The 17,481-nt window shown below is 61.6% G+C and carries 20 protein-coding genes; 9 read left to right on the top strand and 11 right to left on the bottom strand.

Annotated features, from left to right (window positions below):
• Positions 1-83: 83 nt before the first annotated feature.
• Both M2331_RS02795 and M2331_RS02800 read left to right on the top strand, forming a co-directional pair.
• Positions 84-548 (top strand): thermonuclease family protein, encoded by a 465-nt coding sequence (locus M2331_RS02795; RefSeq protein ID WP_264592263.1) that lies wholly within the window; start codon positions 84-86, stop codon positions 546-548.
• A 138-nt stretch (positions 549-686) separates the two neighbouring features.
• Positions 687-1,553: an SDR family NAD(P)-dependent oxidoreductase gene (locus M2331_RS02800; RefSeq protein WP_181558876.1), complete on the top strand. Its 867-nt coding sequence runs from the start codon at positions 687-689 to the stop codon at positions 1,551-1,553.
• 61 nt (positions 1,554-1,614) lie between these two features.
• On the opposite strand, the gene M2331_RS02805 is transcribed toward M2331_RS02800, so the two are convergent.
• Both M2331_RS02805 and M2331_RS02810 read right to left on the bottom strand, forming a co-directional pair.
• Positions 1,615-2,277: a hypothetical protein gene (locus M2331_RS02805; RefSeq protein WP_181558877.1), complete on the bottom strand. Its 663-nt coding sequence runs from the start codon at positions 2,275-2,277 to the stop codon at positions 1,615-1,617.
• 185 nt (positions 2,278-2,462) lie between these two features.
• Positions 2,463-2,630, bottom strand: coding sequence for a hypothetical protein (locus tag M2331_RS02810; protein ID WP_181558878.1), 168 nt, complete (start codon positions 2,628-2,630; stop codon positions 2,463-2,465).
• 208 nt (positions 2,631-2,838) lie between these two features.
• On the opposite strand from M2331_RS02810, the gene M2331_RS02815 reads away from it, so the two are divergent.
• On the top strand, positions 2,839-2,973 hold the full coding sequence (locus tag M2331_RS02815) for an entericidin A/B family lipoprotein (protein WP_181558879.1): 135 nt from the start codon (positions 2,839-2,841) through the stop codon (positions 2,971-2,973).
• A gap of 73 nt (positions 2,974-3,046) precedes the next feature.
• Here M2331_RS02815 and M2331_RS02820 read toward each other — a convergent pair whose 3' ends face one another.
• The 6 genes from M2331_RS02820 to M2331_RS02845 form a co-directional block, all read right to left on the bottom strand.
• Entirely contained in the window at positions 3,047-3,601 is a 555-nt protein-coding gene (locus M2331_RS02820; RefSeq protein ID WP_181558880.1) for a glycine zipper 2TM domain-containing protein, read from the bottom strand.
• A 147-nt stretch (positions 3,602-3,748) separates the two neighbouring features.
• Positions 3,749-4,198, bottom strand: coding sequence for a DUF4145 domain-containing protein (locus tag M2331_RS02825; protein ID WP_181558881.1), 450 nt, complete (start codon positions 4,196-4,198; stop codon positions 3,749-3,751).
• A 180-nt stretch (positions 4,199-4,378) separates the two neighbouring features.
• Positions 4,379-5,431 carry a ribonucleotide-diphosphate reductase subunit beta gene (locus M2331_RS02830; RefSeq protein WP_181558882.1) on the bottom strand — a complete coding sequence of 351 codons (1,053 nt, stop codon included), beginning with the start codon at positions 5,429-5,431 and terminating at the stop codon, positions 4,379-4,381.
• A gap of 164 nt (positions 5,432-5,595) precedes the next feature.
• Positions 5,596-5,784, bottom strand: coding sequence for a hypothetical protein (locus M2331_RS02835; RefSeq protein ID WP_181558883.1), 189 nt, complete (start codon positions 5,782-5,784; stop codon positions 5,596-5,598).
• Positions 5,781-6,233 (bottom strand): PepSY domain-containing protein, encoded by a 453-nt coding sequence (locus M2331_RS02840; RefSeq protein ID WP_181558884.1) that lies wholly within the window; start codon positions 6,231-6,233, stop codon positions 5,781-5,783. The genes M2331_RS02835 and M2331_RS02840 overlap by 4 nt, the downstream gene beginning before the upstream one ends.
• A gap of 57 nt (positions 6,234-6,290) precedes the next feature.
• The gene (locus M2331_RS02845) at positions 6,291-6,644 is read right to left on the bottom strand and encodes a hypothetical protein (RefSeq protein WP_413716064.1); all 354 of its coding nucleotides are present in this window, start codon (positions 6,642-6,644) and stop codon (positions 6,291-6,293) included.
• Positions 6,645-6,864: 220 nt separating this feature from the next.
• Between M2331_RS02845 and M2331_RS02850 the strand changes: the two genes are divergently transcribed.
• Positions 6,865-7,263 carry a DUF2171 domain-containing protein gene (locus M2331_RS02850; RefSeq protein ID WP_220128504.1) on the top strand — a complete coding sequence of 133 codons (399 nt, stop codon included), beginning with the start codon at positions 6,865-6,867 and terminating at the stop codon, positions 7,261-7,263.
• A gap of 358 nt (positions 7,264-7,621) precedes the next feature.
• Here M2331_RS02850 and M2331_RS02855 read toward each other — a convergent pair whose 3' ends face one another.
• Entirely contained in the window at positions 7,622-8,581 is a 960-nt protein-coding gene (locus tag M2331_RS02855) for an alpha/beta fold hydrolase (protein WP_181558885.1), read from the bottom strand.
• Positions 8,582-8,968: 387 nt separating this feature from the next.
• On the opposite strand from M2331_RS02855, the gene M2331_RS02860 reads away from it, so the two are divergent.
• Positions 8,969-10,531 carry a reverse transcriptase domain-containing protein gene (locus M2331_RS02860; protein WP_181558886.1) on the top strand — a complete coding sequence of 521 codons (1,563 nt, stop codon included), beginning with the start codon at positions 8,969-8,971 and terminating at the stop codon, positions 10,529-10,531.
• Positions 10,532-10,551: 20 nt separating this feature from the next.
• On the opposite strand, the gene uvrA is transcribed toward M2331_RS02860, so the two are convergent.
• On the bottom strand, positions 10,552-13,584 hold the full coding sequence (gene uvrA / locus M2331_RS02865) for an excinuclease ABC subunit UvrA (protein ID WP_181558887.1): 3,033 nt from the start codon (positions 13,582-13,584) through the stop codon (positions 10,552-10,554).
• A gap of 200 nt (positions 13,585-13,784) precedes the next feature.
• On the opposite strand from uvrA, the gene M2331_RS02870 reads away from it, so the two are divergent.
• Positions 13,785-14,147 carry a hypothetical protein gene (locus M2331_RS02870; RefSeq protein WP_181558888.1) on the top strand — a complete coding sequence of 121 codons (363 nt, stop codon included), beginning with the start codon at positions 13,785-13,787 and terminating at the stop codon, positions 14,145-14,147.
• A gap of 35 nt (positions 14,148-14,182) precedes the next feature.
• Here the strand turns inward: M2331_RS02870 and M2331_RS02875 are convergent, their stop codons facing one another.
• Positions 14,183-14,959, bottom strand: coding sequence for a Crp/Fnr family transcriptional regulator (locus M2331_RS02875; RefSeq protein WP_181558889.1), 777 nt, complete (start codon positions 14,957-14,959; stop codon positions 14,183-14,185).
• Positions 14,960-15,130: 171 nt separating this feature from the next.
• Here M2331_RS02875 and M2331_RS02880 point away from each other — a divergent pair, with 171 nt between their 5' ends.
• The 3 genes from M2331_RS02880 to M2331_RS02890 all read left to right on the top strand — a co-directional run bounded on the left by M2331_RS02880 (position 15,131) and on the right by M2331_RS02890 (position 17,458).
• On the top strand, positions 15,131-15,487 hold the full coding sequence (locus tag M2331_RS02880) for a hypothetical protein (RefSeq protein WP_181558890.1): 357 nt from the start codon (positions 15,131-15,133) through the stop codon (positions 15,485-15,487).
• A gap of 121 nt (positions 15,488-15,608) precedes the next feature.
• Positions 15,609-16,526 carry a TauD/TfdA dioxygenase family protein gene (locus M2331_RS02885; RefSeq protein ID WP_181558891.1) on the top strand — a complete coding sequence of 306 codons (918 nt, stop codon included), beginning with the start codon at positions 15,609-15,611 and terminating at the stop codon, positions 16,524-16,526.
• Positions 16,527-16,894: 368 nt separating this feature from the next.
• On the top strand, positions 16,895-17,458 hold the full coding sequence (locus tag M2331_RS02890; protein ID WP_413715159.1) for a hypothetical protein: 564 nt from the start codon (positions 16,895-16,897) through the stop codon (positions 17,456-17,458).
• Positions 17,459-17,481 lie beyond the last annotated feature (23 nt).

Below are 17,481 nucleotides of genomic sequence, written 5' to 3' on the forward strand. Positions count from 1 at the left end.
GTTTCCAGGGATTAGCCGGCAGGCCGGGCCGACGATGGCTTGCGCGGCTTGGTTCGCTGGCTCTTCTGGCGTTTCTGCTGATCGTGCTGGCCCTGCTTCGCGCGCCGCCGGAGCGGATCGAGGCCGTCGATGGGGCGCGCGTGCATGTCATGGATGGCGACAGCCTGCGGATCGGCCCGCGGATCGTGCGCATCGCGGACATCGACGCGGTCGAACTGAACCAGCGTTGCCAGGATGCGACCGGCCAGCCCTGGGACTGCGGCACGCAGGCGCGCGACGCCCTGCTGGCGCTGGTGCGTGGCGGTGGGCTCATCTGCGAGTCCCGGACGACGGACCAATATGGCCGCGCCGTGGCGACCTGCGCTACCGCCCGGATCGCGGACATCGGCGCGATGATGGTGGCGCGGGGCTGGGCGATCAGCAAGCTCGGGCGCGGCCCCGGCACCTATCGGCAGGAAGAGGAGGCCGCCCGGTCCGCGCGGCGCGGCATCTGGCGTGGCACGTTCGAGACACCCTCGGTCTGGCGCGCCGCGCATCCGCGATCCTGACGGGCCATGATCACGCGACAGCCGCTGTTGACTCTGTCCGGATTTGCTGGATGAGATTGGAGGAGCGGCCGGGCGCAGCGTCGGCCGATGCGTCAGTTTGAGCAAGCCGGCGAGGCGCCGGGTTTGGAGAGGAAAGTCATGGAGATTGCGGGCACGACGGCGTTCATCACGGGCGGAGCGAGCGGGATCGGCTTCGGCATTGCCCAGCAGCTGCTCGCCAATGGCGCCAGGCTGGTGCTGGCCGATATCCGCCAAGACCATCTCGATGAAGCCAAGGCGTTTTTCGAGGAGCGCCAGCAGGGCCGCAATGTCCACACCATGCGGCTCGACGTGTCCGACCGCGACCAGATGCGCGAGGCCGCCAAAGAATGCGAGGCCGTCATGGGCGGGCCGGAAATCCTGATCAACAATGCCGGCATTGATCCGTCCGGCCCGTTCGATCAGGCCACCTATGCCGATTGGGACTATGGCATCGGCGTCAACCTCATGGGGCCGATCAACGGCATCATGGAATTTGCGCCCGGCATGCGCCGGCGGGGCAAGGGCGGCCACATCGTCAACACCGCGTCGCTCGCCGGGCTGACGCCAATGCCGAGCTTCATGGCCATTTATGCCGTGGCGAAGGCGGGTGTCATCACCCTGTCTGAATCGATCCGCGACAGCATGGCGCAGGACAATATCGGCGTGACGGTGCTGATGCCCGGCCCGATCAAGAGCCGCATCCATGAGTCCGGCCAGAACCGGCCGGAGCGCTTCCGCTCGGGCAGCGGCCTTGCGCAGACGGAAGATCAGCTCGCCAAGCGCGTGGTGTCCGATACCTGGATGGAACCGACGGAAGTGGGCGACATGATCGTCGACGCGATCCGCAACAATACGCTGTACGTGGCGACGCACGGTAATTGGAAAGACAATGTGGAAGAGCGCTTCAAGGCGCTGATGGCCGCAATGCCGGAGGCCAAGCCGTTTGATTTCGGCGCGACCCTGGCCGTGCCGGACGAAGACTGAGGATTGATCCGCACCCGGAGCGCGCCTGCCTCTGATGCAGGGCGCGCTTCCGGCGAGCCGCTTAGCGCTGCGTGGTCGTCTGGCTGGTCGTCGCCTGGACGGTCTGCACCAGTCCCGGCGTGCTGTTCGCAGCCGCAGCGCGCGCGAGCGATCCGTCCGGATCGGGCAGGCTGGCGGCCTTGTTCAGCTCCCAAAGCAGGAACGTCGCCTTCTCGCTGAACGCGATGGGGGTCTGGTTCGCGACTTCGGCGAGCTGCGCCTTGGCCTTGGCGCAGAACTTGTCGCGCGACTGGGTGTTGGAATAGCGGTTGTAGAGCTTGGTCATATGGTCGTCATGGGCATCCTGCCACTTGCGACCGCCCTTGGCCTTGAACAGATCGACCTGCATCTGCGCGGCTTCCGAGAGCAGGCCCTTATGGACCGAGAGCATACGGTTGTAGTTGGAGACCATCGCGGCATTGTCCGGCCCCTGGCAGAGCAGCACGGCGACGTTCAGGCCCGAGCGCAGGTGCCACATGTCCTGCCCCTTGTTCTCACCGATCAGGATCGGCGGTGGCGGCGGCACTTCGATCAGCGGGACATTCTGCGGAATGGGAACGGGAATGTTCTGCAGCGGCGCTTCGGCAACCTGCTTGGCGGTGCAGCCTGCCAGGGCCAGCAGCGGCAGAGCGGACAGTGCGACTGCGGCCTTGATCCGCCGGCCCCCGATCATGCTCAATGCCATAACATTCTTCCTCCCGAGGGGGCGCCATGGGTGGCGGCCCTGTTCCCATCAAGAGGCGCTTATCCTCCTCTGATTCCACCAAGGCAAGACCCTTATGGACTCGATTCGTCGCACCGGTGGGAACCCGCGACTCGCCGAGATTCAGAGCTTTGCGGCGATGCGGTTCATCGCCGCTGAAAGTGGAATCAGTGTCGGGTGCCGGGGTGGGTGCGGGCTGCCTGTGCGCCGACCATATGCTGCAACACGATTACGCGCTGCCGCTCACGGTGCCAGTCGCGCGAGGGGTTGGCCTGAATCTGCGCAAGCAGGCTCTGCAGCTCCTGGCGGCGATGCTCGATGGTGACCGGATCCATGCGGAAATCTCCTTCGATTGTACCGCTAGGAATACGTGCGCGCTGGAGACCGGTTCCCGCTCGCAAGCCCCTTTCGGCAGCAATGCATCGCACATGAGTGCCTTTTCATCCGGGCCGGGATCACAGCAGGCGGATTGCGCCGGATCGCATTTTTTCGGATAGTCGAGAACGTTGGAAAACATCCGATAATCGGAAAGGGATCGAGGACATGAAAACAAGAAGGTCGGCGCTGCTTCTCGCGGTCGTGAGCGCATCCCTGCTCCTGTCTGCTTGCGCGACGGTGAAGGGCCTTGGCCGGGACATCGAGTCCGTGGGTCAGGCAGGCCAGGACGCGATGAAATAAGCGCTGCTGACAAAAGCCCGGCCCGCTGAGGCCAGCGCGCCGGGCTAATGCTACAGCTCTGTGTCGGCCAGGCTTAGCGGCAGACGACATCGCCCCGGTCGACCGACCGTCCGATCATCGCCCCGGCGCCCGCGCCGAGCACGGCACCCAGGATCGAGGAACGGCCGCGATCGAGCTGATCGCCAAGCAAGCCGCCCAGCGCCGCACCGACGATCAGGCCGGTGGTGCCGTCCGAGCGGCGGCAATAATAGCGATCATCATAGCCCCGATACACGCGGGTATCGCGGTGGACGCGCACTGGCTCATAGCCGCCGCGATAGTAACGGTCGGCATAATAGCCGCGATAGCGCGGGTCCGGCCGGTTGTAGTCATAGGCGTAGACGACACGCGGGGCAGGGCGGACGACAGGGCGGCGATCAATCACCACAACCCGGTCACGGCCCCGGCGGTCGTCCCGATCCCAACGGCGATTGTCATGACGGTAATTGCGCCGGTCGTCGCGATCGCGCTGCCAATGCCGGTCATGGCCGCGACCCGGGTCGGCAAAAGCGGGGGGGGCGGCAAGACCGCCCACGGTCACGGCACCCAGCGCCAGCGCCGCGATGCTGTTCTTCAGAGCCTTGTACATCTGTCTCACTCCGATCCTTATTCTGTCTCTCCCGGCAGCGGGAGATCGGATCGGACTGTATCGCGAGTCGCCTGAACCGGTGGCGACGGGCGGTTCATTTGGGGGAAAGGGATTCGCCCTGCTGAGTGCTCGATGATATTTACAGAGCTATACGGTAGCTTGAGCTTTCCATTTCTTCACTTTGGCGGGTAATTCGAATAAATACTGACCTAATGCCTTAGAAAATTCGATGACTTGCTCCGCGTCTTCCGGCGTGGCGCCTTCAAAATCATCATCCGCATGCCGCGGTTCGTTAGCACTTAGCCTTATCTCGTGCGCCCATTCGCGCATCTCGGCCGTGAGGACGCCGTCACGTGTTGCGGTTTCGATGCGTGAATACAGACTGCCATCTTTGTAGCTCATTTCTTTCAGCATGGCATCAATCGCCGAAGCTGCCAACATCAGAGCACCGTCAGGGGCATGTCTAGATTCGATGGCTTGCTGCAAAAACTTCTTTGCTCTTAGCGGGAGCACATCCGAGACGACCTCCATTTCCGGATGGATTTGGAAGATAATCGCTCCGTCTGCGGATTGACTGCTTCGGGTCCGGCCAAACATCAACGAGACGCGTCCGCACTTGGAGCACTTGACTGTGAAATACCACCAACTCTGAACTTTGTCAGAGCTGTGGAGGTCAGCTTTGCCCGTCAGCGTTAATAGAGGGTTGGCCACGCTACACTGTGGGCACCGATCCAAACCATGAACCGTGTGATCTTCAAGTGTAGGTAAGCTCACCCTCTACTCCGCCGCCACCCCAGCCCGCGAGAACATGTCCTCGCCGCTATCGCTTTCGGCCTCGCCGTCATTGGCGCGCATTTTCTTGCGGCGGTCGAAGCTGTCCCACACCTCGTTCCAGTTGCCGCGCGTGGCGCCCTTGGAATATTCGGTGGCGCGCGTTTCGAAGAAGTTGGCGTGCTCCACGCCGTTGAGCAGCGGGGTGAGCCAGGGCAGCGGGTGCTCCTCGATCATGTAGATCGGCTGGAAGCCGAGCTGGCCCAGCCGCCAGTCGGCGATGTAGCGGATGTAGCGCTTGATCTCCTTGGCGGTCATGCCGGGCACCGGGCCTTGCTCGAAGGCGAGGTCGATGAAGGCATCTTCCAGCCGCACGGTCTTCTGGCAGCAATCGATAATGTCTTCCTTCACCGCCTTGGTCAGGCAGTCGCGCTCCTTCACGAACTCGTGGAACAGGCGCACGATGCCCTCGCAGTGCAGGCTCTCGTCACGCACTGACCAGGTGACGATCTGGCCCATGCCCTTCATCTTGTTGAAGCGCGGGAAGTTCATCAGCATCGCGAAGCTGGCGAAGAGCTGCATGCCCTCGGTAAAGCCGCCGAACATGGCGAGGGTGCGGGCGATGTCCTCATCGCTGTCCACGCCGAACTGCTGCATGTAATCATGCTTGGCGCGCATCTCGTCATATTCGAGGAACATCGAATATTCGCTCTCGGGCATGCCGATGGTGTCGAGCAGGTGCGAGTAGGCCGCGATGTGGATCGTCTCCATGTTGCTGAACGCGGTCAGCATCATCTTGATCTCGGTCGGCTTGAACACGCGGCCATATTTGTCGTGGTAGCAATCCTGCACTTCCACGTCCGCCTGGGTGAAGAAGCGGAAGATCTGCGTCAGCAGGTTGCGCTCATGGTCGGAGAGCTTCTGCGCCCAGTCGCGGCAATCCTCGCCCAGAGGCACTTCCTCGGGCATCCAGTGGACCTGCTGCTGGCGCTTCCAATAGTCATAGGCCCAGGGATATTCGAAGGGCTTGTAGACCTTGGAGGCTTGGAGAAGCGACATTTTTCCGGGCTCCGCAATTGGGATGGCTGTAGGGCACAAATAACTAGATGAAGGGGGATGCTAGTCCAATCCACCACAATGTCTAGCGGTGTTGTGGCGTTCATCCACAGTAAATTTTGTGTCCCCGGCCTTGACTTTCGCCAGCGCCGCAGGCCGCCGTCGGTTCAGCCGGCCATGCGCTCCAGCCCCCAGGCGAACAGGGCGAGGATGAGCGCGAAGGAGAGCGCCATGGTGCCGGCGATGCGCTTGCCATAGACCCCCTGCGGGGTCCGCGCCTTGCGCGCGAGGATGAGCGCACCGCAGAGCGCCGCAGTGCCCGAGACGCCGGCCATGATGAGCGCCGGAAGGGTCATTTCCAGAAGATGTCGCGCCGTCCCCGGCTGAGGCGGTTGCGGAACATCTGCACATACATCCACATGCCGGAAATCGCGAAGAAGACGAGCGCGAAGCCGGAGAGGAGGGAGATGATCACGCCGACGGGGCCGAAAAACTCGCCCGAATGGAGATGATGGAACAGGCCGACCAGCTTGCGGGCGGGGCTCGGCGCGGATTGTGTGGCTGGCTGCGCGGCTGCCTGGGCGGCTTGCTGGGCGGCGGGCGGCGCGCCGGGCGCACCCGCAGACGGGCCGGCCTTCTGCGTCGCAACCGGCGCCTGCGCGGCTGGCGGTGCGCCGCGCTCCTCGGTCTCGAACACGCTCCCCCGCGCGACCATCGCGGCGAAATGGCTGCCCAAGCCGGTCAGGGCGATGAACAGCATGAACAGGCCGATGAAGACGGTGGTCCAGCGATGCCATTTACGCATGGGTGCATCCTTTCTTGCGGAAGGCAGGTGCAGCAGCGGAAGGATGGGCGCTCGCCATCACCGGCCGCGCCAGCGATCGACATAGACGGTCACCGTCTTGGTCTTGCGCGCGCCCACGCCGAAGACGACGATGCCGAGGAAATAGCCGAAATCATACCATCCGCCATTATTGGGCACGGCATAGACCGCGACATCATCCGCGATCAGCGACAGCGCCCAGGCGAAGGGGAAGATGAAGCCGTGCCACAGGCCGAGCAGGAAGCCGGGCGTATCCGGCGCGCTGCTCACCGCCGCGGCGCTCTGCCGGGCGCATCCGCCGAGGATCAGCAGCAAGGCTGCCGGCAAGGCGAGCGCGGCGCCGGTGCCGGCAGAGGGGCGGGGCATGGGGTGCGTGGTCATCGCGTCGGTCATCCGCTGCTGTGTGACCGCTCAGGCGGCCGGACGCATTGACCCGTATCAAAAGCGGCGCGCGCCGTCTCGCGCCGGATTGCGCTCGGCGCCGGCTATGAACGGCCCAGTCGTGGCTGCCATGCGCTGGATGGGGCGGGGTTTTCGGAACGCTCCGCCGCCTCGGCCGTTCTCTCTTCAGTACCATCTAGTTCATTGTATCTGCAGAGAAAAGGAGCGAGCCATGTTCGAGAAGTGGCGCATCAAGGAGCATATGGAAGTCGCGGACGCGAGCGGCCGCCATGTCGGCACCGTCGACAAGGTGGACGGCGATCTGCTGGTCCTCACCCGCACGGATTCGGCGGACAGCCGCCATCACCAGATCAACCTCGATTATGTCGACAGCATTCATGACGACCGTGTCACGCTCAAGCACGACACGCCCATGCCCGAGGGCCTGACGATTGGCGGCGGCTATGCCGATGGCACGCGCCCCGGCGTCCAGTCCGGCGGCGTGAAGACGGACAGCTATGCCGGCAGCGCGGCGACCACCAGCACGACCGGCACCAACGAGAATTCGCAGATCTTCGGCACCAGCGGACTTGGCACCGGCATGGGCGGCTCCGGCACGCCCTCAACCTGAGGCACGTTCGCCTGAACAAGTCCGCCTGAACAAGCCCGGTGGCCGGGTCCCTCCCGCCCGGCCACCAACATATGGCTGCGACGAAAGAGCGCCTGCATGCGTCCGTCCGATGCAGCGAGACGGCCCAACGTGCGTCAGGCGCGATTGATCGCGCAGCCCTTGTTCCCTGGCCTGTCGACCCTATCTGATAGGGCACAGGTTCAGTGAATGCTGCACCCAAAGGGGTAGAAAGTCGCTTCGGCGGTGATCTCCCACACACAGCCGAGCGGCTGAAAAGGGTCCGGTCTCCCATCCCCCCCACCCCCCGGGAGGCCGGACTTCTTTTCCGCTTACATCTTCCGAAAAATTGATCCCGAGGTCAGTCGCGCAGGAAGGCCTGCAGCGCCGCGAGCGTCCCCTGCGGGTCGCTTTCCTGCAGATTGTGCGTGGCATTGGGCAGCGCATGGCCTCGCACGTCCGTCGCCTCGGCCTGCCACACGCCCAATATGTCATCGAACAGGCGCGGATAGAGCCCCTTGCCGGCCCAGATGGCGAGCAGCGGGCAGGTGATCTTCTTGCCCGCCGCCAGATCGGCATGGTCCAGATCCAGATCGACCGAGGCCGAGGCACGATAATCCTCGCACATCGCATGGAGCATGGCCGGGTCGAGCCGGTGGCGATCATATTCCCGCTCGATCTCGCTGGCCGCATTGGCGGCGGCGGCCTGATAGCGCGCCAGCGTCTCCTCCTCCGGAATGGGCGCGGGCCGCAGGAAGCTGAACCAATGATAATAGCCACGCACGAAGCCGAGCGTGACATGGCTGTAGAGATAATGCTCCGGCAATATGTCCAGCACGGCCAGCTTGCGGACCTTCTCGGGATGATCCAGCGCCATCCGCCGCCCGACCCGCGCGCCCCGATCATGGCCGACGAGCAGGAAGCGCTCATGGCCCAGCTGCGCCATCACCTCCACGCCATCCTGCGCCATCGCCCGCTTGGAATAAGCCGAATGATCCGCGCCGCCCTCCGGCTTGCTGCTATCCCCATAGCCGCGCAGATCGGCCAGCACGACGGTATAATCCCGCGCCAGTGCCGGGGCGACGAGATGCCAGGTGACGAGCGACTCCGGTGCACCATGGAGCATGAGCAAGGGCGGCCCCGATCCGCCCGTGACAACATTGATCTCCGCGCCACTGGTCTTGATCCGCTCGTTGCGAAAGCCGGGGTAGAGCTTCTGCCAGAGCGGCGGGGCGGGGGACTGCGCCTGCGCGGCGGCGGGGGCGAGGGTGGCAGCGCCGACAGCGGCGGTTTGCTTGATGAAATCGCGTCGGCTGTTCATTGGCGGCCTCTCCGGTTAAGCGGGGCGCACCGTGAGGAGCGGAGGGGCATCGGTCAAGTTTCGGAATTGCTGGTAAGCCGGGATACATGGTACCGGCCAACGTAATGAAAGACAGCACGCTGGCGCTCCGGCGTCCAGTCATGCGAACTGGCGCGGACGGGCTCAAGCGCGTTCTAGCGTCGATTGCTGGCGCAAGCAGTTCCAGAAATTGACACCCAATTCGCAGAAAGCCGAGTAGTTCTTGACTATTCCTCAATGCTCTGAAAGCATTGCGATATGTGCGTGAAGCGCTAGCCGGGGTCCGGAAATTACATTGCAGGTAAGACGCGGTGTCGTGCCACCCTTCGCAAACGAACCCCTGACCATCGGACCTCGGCGACCCTGAGTATGTGGCAAATTCTCGAAAAAGAAATTGAGCGAAAAGCTCGAAACATACTTGCAAAAGAGCGTCGATCAGAGGCTTCAGCGAAAAAGCATTCCGAACGATTTACGCATAGAACCGGTATAGTTTCTATACCATCTCCTTATCGGCGCCCGTCGTATTGGGATTATGATAAACATTTTGATCCTATTTACTGCATAGATCATGCAAGATTCTTAGCAAAGAGAATTTGGTCGAAAATTAATAGCAAACAATACGAGCCTAAACCTGCTATTCTGTTTGAAATTGATAAGCCTGATGGCGGATCTCGGGAGATAATGTCGTTTGCTATACCGGATTCTGCAGTCGCGAATGTCTTTCACAGAAGGATTACAGACAGAAATAAGGGTATTTTTTCTGCCTATTCATTTGCATATCGACCAGATAAGACTGTAATTGAGGCAATTATCCACTTAAATAGGATGATGCAACCATCAAAAACATTTATACTTAAGTATGATTATAGTAAATATTTTGACACTATAGATCATGACTATCTCAAAAAACTGATTGATAAACAAAACTTCGTAATTACGAATGCAGAGAGAATTGCTATCTCTGCATTTCTCAAGCACCGATATGCTGAATACCCTAGCTGGCAAACAATGCAATATCGGAAGAGGACGTTAGGGGTGCCGCAAGGTAGCTCTTTATCGTTGTTCCTGTCAAATATTGCGGCTCATGAGCTTGATATGACGCTCGAACGTCTTAAGGGCTGGTTCGTTCGATTTGCAGACGACGTGATCGCTGTTGCCCATTCCTATTCAGATGCTAGAAATATAGAATTGGAATTTCGTTCACATTGTGAGCGATCAGGCGTTAAAATTAACCTCGAGAAATCGTCTGGGATAACTCTCTTAGAAAAGAGGTCATCAGATGATCGCCGACAATTTTTTCTAGATGTCGATGATGGTAGCCATCTTAAAAAGATCAGCCATGTAGATTTTTTAGGTCATCAAGTATCATCTGATGAAATAAATTTAACACGCAAAGCCATAAAAAGAATTAAAAGAAAGATAAGTCAGATAATATATATACATCTTCTGCAATATTCAAATCAGGGTCATCCGATTAATCCAGATAGAATCGGAGGTGACCATCTAGATTGGGACCTTATTACTTGCATAAATGAGATAAGAATATACATATACGGAGGGCTAAAGGAAAGAGATCTCGATAAATTTATTGAGGAAGATCAAAAATTACCTATCGTTCGCGGATTGATGGCATTCTATCCTTTGATCACCCACGTCGAGAAGTTGGCTGCCCTTGATGGATGGCTGGTCAATGTAGTTTCGCGCGCTGTTAGGGAAAGAAATAAAGCAATTCTAGGGCAGGGTCTCGATCCATATGTTTTGAACGTGCAGAGCCTGCTAGCCGGATCTTGGTATGGCTCAGATATACCTAATGAAAGTCGCATGCCGAGCTTTGTGAAAGGATGGCGGGCTGCCCGAAAATTCTATAAACGGTATGGACTCAGTGAAGTGCGAGCACCGAGTTACTACGCTCTTTTGAGCGCATACAGTTAGTTAATCATGGTTGCTCTAAGTCACTCCGCTGCCTCGCTCACCGCCTTCTTCCCCAGCAACGGCGCCAGATACCGCCCCGTATAACTCCGCTTCTCCTTCACTACCTGCTCGGGCGTGCCGGTCGCGACGATCTCGCCGCCCTTCACGCCGCCTTCCGGCCCCAGGTCGATGATCCAGTCGGCGGTCTTGATGACATCGAGATTATGCTCGATCACCACCACGCTGTTGCCCTGTTCGACCAGCGCGTGGAGCACTTCGAGCAGTTTGCGCACATCCTCGAAGTGCAGGCCGGTGGTGGGCTCATCGAGGATGTAGAGCGTGTTGCCGGTGGCGCGGCGGCTCAGCTCCTTGGCGAGCTTCACGCGCTGGGCCTCGCCGCCCGAGAGGGTCGTCGCCTGCTGGCCGACCTTCACATAGCCCAGGCCCACTTCCGCCAGCATGGCCATGCGGTCGCGGATCGGTGGCACGGCCTTGAAGAACTCGACGGCGTCTTCCACCGTCATGTCCAGCACGTCGGCGATGCTGTGGCCCTTGAACTTCACCTCCAGCGTCTCGCGGTTGTAGCGCTTGCCGTGGCATTCCTCGCAGGTGACGTAGACGTCCGGCAGGAAGTGCATCTCGATCTTGATGACGCCATCGCCCTGGCAGGCCTCGCAGCGGCCGCCCTTCACGTTGAAGGAGAAGCGGCCGGGCTTGTAGCCGCGCGCCTGGCTTTCCGGCAGGCCGGCGAACCAGTCGCGGATGTTGGTGAAGGCCCCGGTATAGGTCGCCGGGTTGGAGCGCGGGGTGCGGCCGATGGGCGACTGATCGATGTCGATCACCTTGTCGAGATGCTCCAGCCCCTCGATCTTGTCATGCGCGCCGGCGATAACACGGGCGCCATTCAGCGCGCGGGCGCTGGCGGCATAGAGCGTATCGATGGTGAAGCTGGACTTGCCCGAGCCGGAGACGCCGGTGATGCAGGTGAAGGTGCCGAGCGGGATGGAGGCGCTGACGCCCTTGAGATTGTTCGCGCGGGCATTCTTCACGGTCAGCTTCTTGCCGCTGCCCTTGCGGCGCTTGGCGGCGACGGGGATTTCCCGCGTGCCGTTGAGATAATCGGCGGTGAGCGAGCCCTGCGTCGCCAGCACATCGGCCAGCGTGCCCTGCGCGACGATCTCGCCGCCATGCACGCCGGCGCCCGGCCCCATGTCGACGATATGGTCGGCCGCGCGGATGGCGTCCTCATCATGCTCCACGACGATGACGGTGTTGCCGAGATCGCGCAGGCGCTTGAGCGTCACGAGCAGCATGTCGTTGTCGCGCTGATGGAGGCCGATGCTCGGCTCATCCAGCACATAGAGCACGCCAGAGAGGCCCGAGCCGATCTGGCTGGCGAGGCGAATGCGCTGGCTCTCGCCGCCCGAGAGCGTGCCGCTGGTGCGGTCCAGATTGAGATAATCGAGGCCGACATTGTTGAGGAAGCCGAGCCGCTCGATAATCTCCTTGAGGATGGCCTTGGCGATCTGGTTCTGCTGGTCGGTCAGCTGCTGGGGCAGGGCAGTGAACCAGGCCAGCGCATCCACCACGCTCATGCGGGTGGGGGTAGCGATGTCCTGCATCGCGACCTTCACGGCCAGCGCCTCGGGCTTGAGGCGCGCGCCGCCGCAGGTCTCGCAGGGCTGCGCGGTCTGGAACTTGCCCAGCTCCTCGCGCATCCAGGCGCTGTCCGTCTGCAGCATCCGGCGGTTGAGATTGCCGATCACGCCCTCGAACGGTTTGGAGACACTGTAGCTCTTGCGCCCATCCTGGAAGGTGAGGGTGACCGGCTTGCCGCCCGTGCCGTGCAGGATGATGAGGCGCACCTCACCCGGCAGTTCGCTCCACGGCGTCTCCAGGCTGAAGCCGAAGGCCTTGGCGAGGGAGGCGAGCACCTGCATGTAATAGGGGCTCGGCGGATTGGACTTGGCCCAGGGCACGATCGCGCCCTTTTTGAGGGTCAGCGCCTCATTGGGGACGACGAGCTGCTCGTCAAACTCCAGCTTCTCGCCCAGGCCATCGCAGGCCGGGCAAGCGCCCTGCGGCGCGTTGAACGAGAACAGGCGCGGCTCGATCTCCTGAATGGTGAAGCCGCTGACCGGGCATGCGAATTTTTCGCTGAAGATGATGCGGTTGGCCGGAATGCCGGCGTTTTTCATGCCTTTTTTCAGCCCCTCCCCTTCAGGGGAGGGGTTGGGGTGGGGCTGCTGCGTCGCGCCCGTGACTTCCGATGACGGCATTGAGCCGCCATCTCCAGCACCCACCCCTTGCCCCTCCCTTGAAAGGGAGGGGTTAAGGAGAGACGCCACCGTCCCCTCAGCCAAATCCACATAAGCCAGCCCCTCAGCCAGCTTGAGCGCCGTCTCGAAGCTCTCCGCCAGCCGCTGCGCCATATCCTCGCGGACAACCACGCGGTCCACCACCACCTCGATGTCGTGCTTATACTTCTTGTCGAGCGCGGGGGCTTCCTCGATGGGGTAGAACTCGCCATCGATGCGCACGCGGGTGAAGCCGGCGCGCTGCCATTCGGCCAGCTCCTTGCGATACTCGCCCTTGCGGCCCCGCACGACCGGGGCGAGCAGATAGACCCGCGTCCCCTCCGGAAGCGCCAGCACGCGGTCGACCATCTGGCTCACCGTCTGCGCGCTGATCGGCAGGCCGGTGGCGGGAGAGTAAGGCACGCCCACGCGCGCCCACAGCAGGCGCATATAGTCGTAGATCTCGGTCACGGTCGCGACCGTGGAGCGCGGGTTGCGGCTCGTGGTCTTCTGCTCGATGGAGATGGCCGGCGAGAGGCCGTCGATATGCTCGACATCCGGCTTCTGCATCATCTCCAGGAACTGGCGCGCATAAGCGGAGAGGGACTCCACATAGCGCCGCTGGCCCTCGGCATAGATGGTGTCGAAGGCGAGGCTCGACTTGCCGCTGCCCGAGAGGCCCGTGATGACGACCAGCGCATCGCGCGGCAGATCCACGTCAATGCCCTTGAGATTGTGCTCGCGCGCGCCGCGCACCGAAATATGGGTAAGGCTCATGAGCGGTGTTCTATCTCTGTTCCTGAAGGGAATCCAGCGGCAAGGTTCAGCCAGAGGCACAGATAGGATCGCCCGAGGCCAGATGCGAGATGGCCCGACGGACATTCGCGCGATTGCGCGTGCATCGAGTCTTGATCTTAATCATTGTACCAGCAGGCCGTGGCGTGGAATGCCCGGCCCGACAGACGACGGAGAACGACATGACCCTGGCACGTTACGCACGACTGGCGACCCTTGCAGGCGCCGTGATGGTCTCAGCCACCGTCGCGCTGGCGCAGGACACCCCGCAGGAGCAGGAAGAGCGGCGTGTGCTCCATGCCGAGCAGGCAAAGCTGGCGGCGCAGCAGATGAGCGATTTCGAGGCGCAGAAGAAGGCCATTGCCGACGAGCAGGCCGCACGCGAACAGACCTATCGGGACGCGCTGGCGGCGCGGGATGCAGAAATCGCCGCAGAACAGGCGCAGGCCGCCGAGGCGCGGGCGAAGTGGGAAGCGGATGTCGCGGCCTGTCTGGCCGGCGACAAGACCAAATGCGCGCCACTTCCGCCGAAGACCAGAAAGTAGGAGGCCATCTCCTGCGCGACAGCTCCTGGCAAACGTTAGGGGCTGACGTTGTGGACCAGATGCTCAAGCTCGGCGGGGTCTGGATAGACGCCCGCCAGCACGTGATCGAAATGGGTGCGCACCATATCGTTGCATGAACAGGCGCGCTGACGCAGCCGATCCGCATCCAGCACGACGAGCGAGCCGCGCCGGGTCTGGACGAGCCCGTCGGTCTTGAAACTCTTGATCAGGCGGCTGGCATAGCTGCGCGCAATGCCGAGAAGGGACCCGAATTCCTCCTGCGTCATCATCACTTGATTGTTGCCGGTGCGATCGACAGCGGCCGTCAGCCATTTGGCCGCCCGCATCTCCAGGCTGTGGACGGCGTTACACGCGACCGACTGGAAAATCTGGGCGAGCAGACAGTCCGCATAGCGGCTGAGCAGATCGCGAATGGCGGGAGAACTCGCTTTCAGCGTCTCCAGCGTCGCAGAATCGAACCGGGCGAAATAGCCGCCATGCATTACGCAGGAGCGGGAATAGGCCGCTAGCCGCCCGCTGCTGACGATGCCACCCACAGCGCCCTCACGTCCGACCATCGCGATCTCGACCGACGAGCCGTCGTCCATCAGCACGTGGAATGTCGCGACCGCATCGCCAAGGGGGAAATAAGCGGCGACCACGGTATCGCCGGGGTCGTACAGGGTCGCGCCCGTCGGTAGCCGCTCGACGCGCGCTACCTTGGCCATCAAGGCCAGATCGGCAGGGTTCAGCGCTGCCACCAGATTGTTATGATCGATGCCGGGCGAGACGATGTCGTGCATGCGATGCATAACGATCAGCCCCCGCCGCAGTTCCCGTCTATGTTCAAAAGTGAACAGACATCCATCAACTCACCGCGCATAGAGGCACCGCAGAGCCGCGTTCATGATAGTAAACGGGCCGCAAAGGGTCAGTAACAGGGGCAGGCCGGCGCCTCTCGTTGAATGTTCGAGGAACCGGGGATGCTGAATGTTCTTTTGCTTGAAGATGAAATGCTTATCGCGCTCGACCTTGAGTTGACGTTGCGCGAATTGGGGGCGGATGAAGTCTATCCCGTCTCCACAGTGAGCCAGGCGATTACAGCTCTGGAAAGCGGCAATATCACCGGTGCAATCGTCGATTATAATCTCGGCGGCGAAACCTCGGAGCCGGTTTTGATGGAACTGGAGGCCCGCAATATCCCGTTCGTGGTGATGAGCGGCTATCCGGACAGCAGCTATCTGGGCGATGGCACCAGGGATTGGCCAATGCTTCCCAAGCCGGCGGGGCTGAGCGCTCTGCGCGAGGTTCTTGCCAGCATGAAAGCCTCGAAAAGCTAGGCGGAACGCGCTATCGCCGTGACGCGAGGCTGGCGAAGCAGGGCGCATTCCGAGCGTGGCTAATACTTGACCATGCTAATGATTGTGCTACTATCGGCCTCCTCAGGAGCAGGATAGACTGATGACGATCACGGCCACCCCCATCACCCCCCGTTTCGGCGCCGAAATTTCCGGCGTGGACATCAGCAAGCCGCTCGATGCGGATACGATCGCCGAGCTGATCGCTCAGCAGGATCGCTGGGGCGTGACCGTCTACCGGAACACCGGGCTGGACGATGAGGGGCAGATCGCCTTCGCGCGCAATTTCGGCCATCTGGAGAGCCTGCCGCCCCGCGAGGGCCGCCCGCGCATCTTCCTGTTCAACGCCGGCAATCTCAATGCGCAGGGCGAGATCAACTGGGATCCGGGCGCCACGACCTATCGCAAGGGCGATCAGATTTGGCACACGGACAGCAGCTTCATGGACCTGCGCACGTCCTATTCCATGCTCCGCGCCGTGGAAGTGCCGCCGTCCGGCGGGCCGACCTGGTTTGCCGATGCACGCTCGGCCTATGACGACCTGCCGCAGGACGTGAAGGACAAGATCGAAAATCTGGAATGCGAGCATAGCCTCTGGTGGTCGCGCAAGCAGGGCGGTGCCGAGATCAGCCGCGAGGATATCGAGGCGCGTCACCGCCCGGTCCACAAGCTGGTGCATGTCCACAAGGGTTCGGGCCGCAAGATGATCTACGCCGGCGCGCACTGCTATCGCGTCGTCGGCTGGGGCTGGGAAGAGAGCCGCGAACTCATCGATTATCTCAACAACTTCGCGACGCAGGACCAATATGCCATCAGCGTCGATTACGCCGTTGGCGACATGGTGATCTGGGACAATCTCGCGGTGTTCCACAAGGGCGGCCAGTTCGACTGGAACGAGCGTCGCGACATGCGCCGCGCCACCGTGCGGGAAGCGCCGGCACCCGAGGTCGAGGACGATCCGTTCGGCGAGCTGTTCCGGACTGCGCCCCCGATTTCGCCCAAGGGCGCCGCGGCGGCTTGATCCTGACTTTGCAGGCTTTCCCGCAGCCGTGGGCATTCGTCGCATGCATCGGTCTGCTTGCCTTGTGGCGCCAAGCGGCTACTATCGGGGGAACGAGGGCAAAGAAACACAGGCCGGTGGCTGGCGGGGACCGCGACCGGACTCGGCTTTCTTCGTTTAATGTTGCGCTGCAACATCATTTGTTTGACGGATGCTTCGTCAAATAGCTACAGAATTACAACGGCTTTGCGAATTTTCCGGCAAACTGAATGCCGCTCAGGAAAATTCCTGTTGCGTCGCACAAGATAATCTGATTCCATGTGAACGTTGCACAACGGAGGCTTAAGCTGCCGGTAACCAGGCAGGGCATAGTCTCCGAAACGTAAATGATGGAGGCAGCATTGGGTCAGCATTCCAAGCCGACTGACGGGGCCGTAACCCTCGCGGAACTGCGCGAGTTCGCCTCCTTCCCGGCTGCAACGCAGCGTTACATCCGCCGCTCTCTCGATGTCGCCTTCCATCGCGGCGCGCCCATGGAAACCTGGGGACGCGACGTGGTCGAGGCGGCGAGCATCAAGGCGCAGAGCCGGCTCTATGGCAGGCTGGACGAGATCAAGGCGCGGGTGCCCGATGATAGCGGCCTGGATCAGGTCGAGCCGTTCATGGCACCACTGGTCACCGTCTCCGCCTTCGACCTTGGCCAGAACCGGCTGAACAGTTTCTCGGCCTATCGTTTCCTCTACGAGCGTCTCATCGGCGCAGGGTCGCGCCCCTGGCTGCCCGGCGCCTTCTGCGCCGCCGCCAGCCTGCCGCACCTCCACCCCGAACGTCGCCGGGCGCTGCTCCAGTCGATCAGCGAAGCCGCCGCCACGGCCGCGGGCTGGTCGAGCCGCGAGCCGAGCTTCTACCCGGAATGGGTGGAAAAGGTAGATGTGAGCAAGGAGCCGCATTGAGGGCGAGGGTGCCCTAACGGCGC

Origin of the sequence: Sphingobium sp. B10D7B (assembly GCF_025961955.1) — a bacterium.
In the GTDB taxonomy this organism is placed as follows: Bacteria; Pseudomonadota; Alphaproteobacteria; order Sphingomonadales; family Sphingomonadaceae; genus Sphingobium.

Coding starts and splice junctions, on each gene's coding strand:
- M2331_RS02800 (WP_181558876.1), top strand. CDS start 687: ATGGAGATTGCGGGCACGACGGCGTTCATCACGGGCGGAGCGAGCGGG.
- M2331_RS02805 (WP_181558877.1), bottom strand. CDS start 2,277: ATGGCATTGAGCATGATCGGGGGCCGGCGGATCAAGGCCGCAGTCGCA.
- M2331_RS02810 (WP_181558878.1), bottom strand. CDS start 2,630: ATGGATCCGGTCACCATCGAGCATCGCCGCCAGGAGCTGCAGAGCCTG.
- M2331_RS02815 (WP_181558879.1), top strand. CDS start 2,839: ATGAAAACAAGAAGGTCGGCGCTGCTTCTCGCGGTCGTGAGCGCATCC.
- M2331_RS02820 (WP_181558880.1), bottom strand. CDS start 3,601: ATGTACAAGGCTCTGAAGAACAGCATCGCGGCGCTGGCGCTGGGTGCC.
- M2331_RS02825 (WP_181558881.1), bottom strand. CDS start 4,198: ATGTTTGGCCGGACCCGAAGCAGTCAATCCGCAGACGGAGCGATTATC.
- M2331_RS02830 (WP_181558882.1), bottom strand. CDS start 5,431: ATGTCGCTTCTCCAAGCCTCCAAGGTCTACAAGCCCTTCGAATATCCC.
- M2331_RS02835 (WP_181558883.1), bottom strand. CDS start 5,784: ATGACCCTTCCGGCGCTCATCATGGCCGGCGTCTCGGGCACTGCGGCG.
- M2331_RS02840 (WP_181558884.1), bottom strand. CDS start 6,233: ATGCGTAAATGGCATCGCTGGACCACCGTCTTCATCGGCCTGTTCATG.
- M2331_RS02845 (WP_413716064.1), bottom strand. CDS start 6,644: ATGACCGACGCGATGACCACGCACCCCATGCCCCGCCCCTCTGCCGGC.
- M2331_RS02850 (WP_220128504.1), top strand. CDS start 6,865: ATGTTCGAGAAGTGGCGCATCAAGGAGCATATGGAAGTCGCGGACGCG.
- M2331_RS02855 (WP_181558885.1), bottom strand. CDS start 8,581: ATGAACAGCCGACGCGATTTCATCAAGCAAACCGCCGCTGTCGGCGCT.
- M2331_RS02860 (WP_181558886.1), top strand. CDS start 8,969: ATGTGGCAAATTCTCGAAAAAGAAATTGAGCGAAAAGCTCGAAACATA.
- uvrA (WP_181558887.1), bottom strand. CDS start 13,584: ATGAGCCTTACCCATATTTCGGTGCGCGGCGCGCGCGAGCACAATCTC.
- M2331_RS02870 (WP_181558888.1), top strand. CDS start 13,785: ATGACCCTGGCACGTTACGCACGACTGGCGACCCTTGCAGGCGCCGTG.
- M2331_RS02875 (WP_181558889.1), bottom strand. CDS start 14,959: ATGCATCGCATGCACGACATCGTCTCGCCCGGCATCGATCATAACAAT.
- M2331_RS02880 (WP_181558890.1), top strand. CDS start 15,131: ATGCTGAATGTTCTTTTGCTTGAAGATGAAATGCTTATCGCGCTCGAC.
- M2331_RS02885 (WP_181558891.1), top strand. CDS start 15,609: ATGACGATCACGGCCACCCCCATCACCCCCCGTTTCGGCGCCGAAATT.
- M2331_RS02890 (WP_413715159.1), top strand. CDS start 16,895: ATGGAGGCAGCATTGGGTCAGCATTCCAAGCCGACTGACGGGGCCGTA.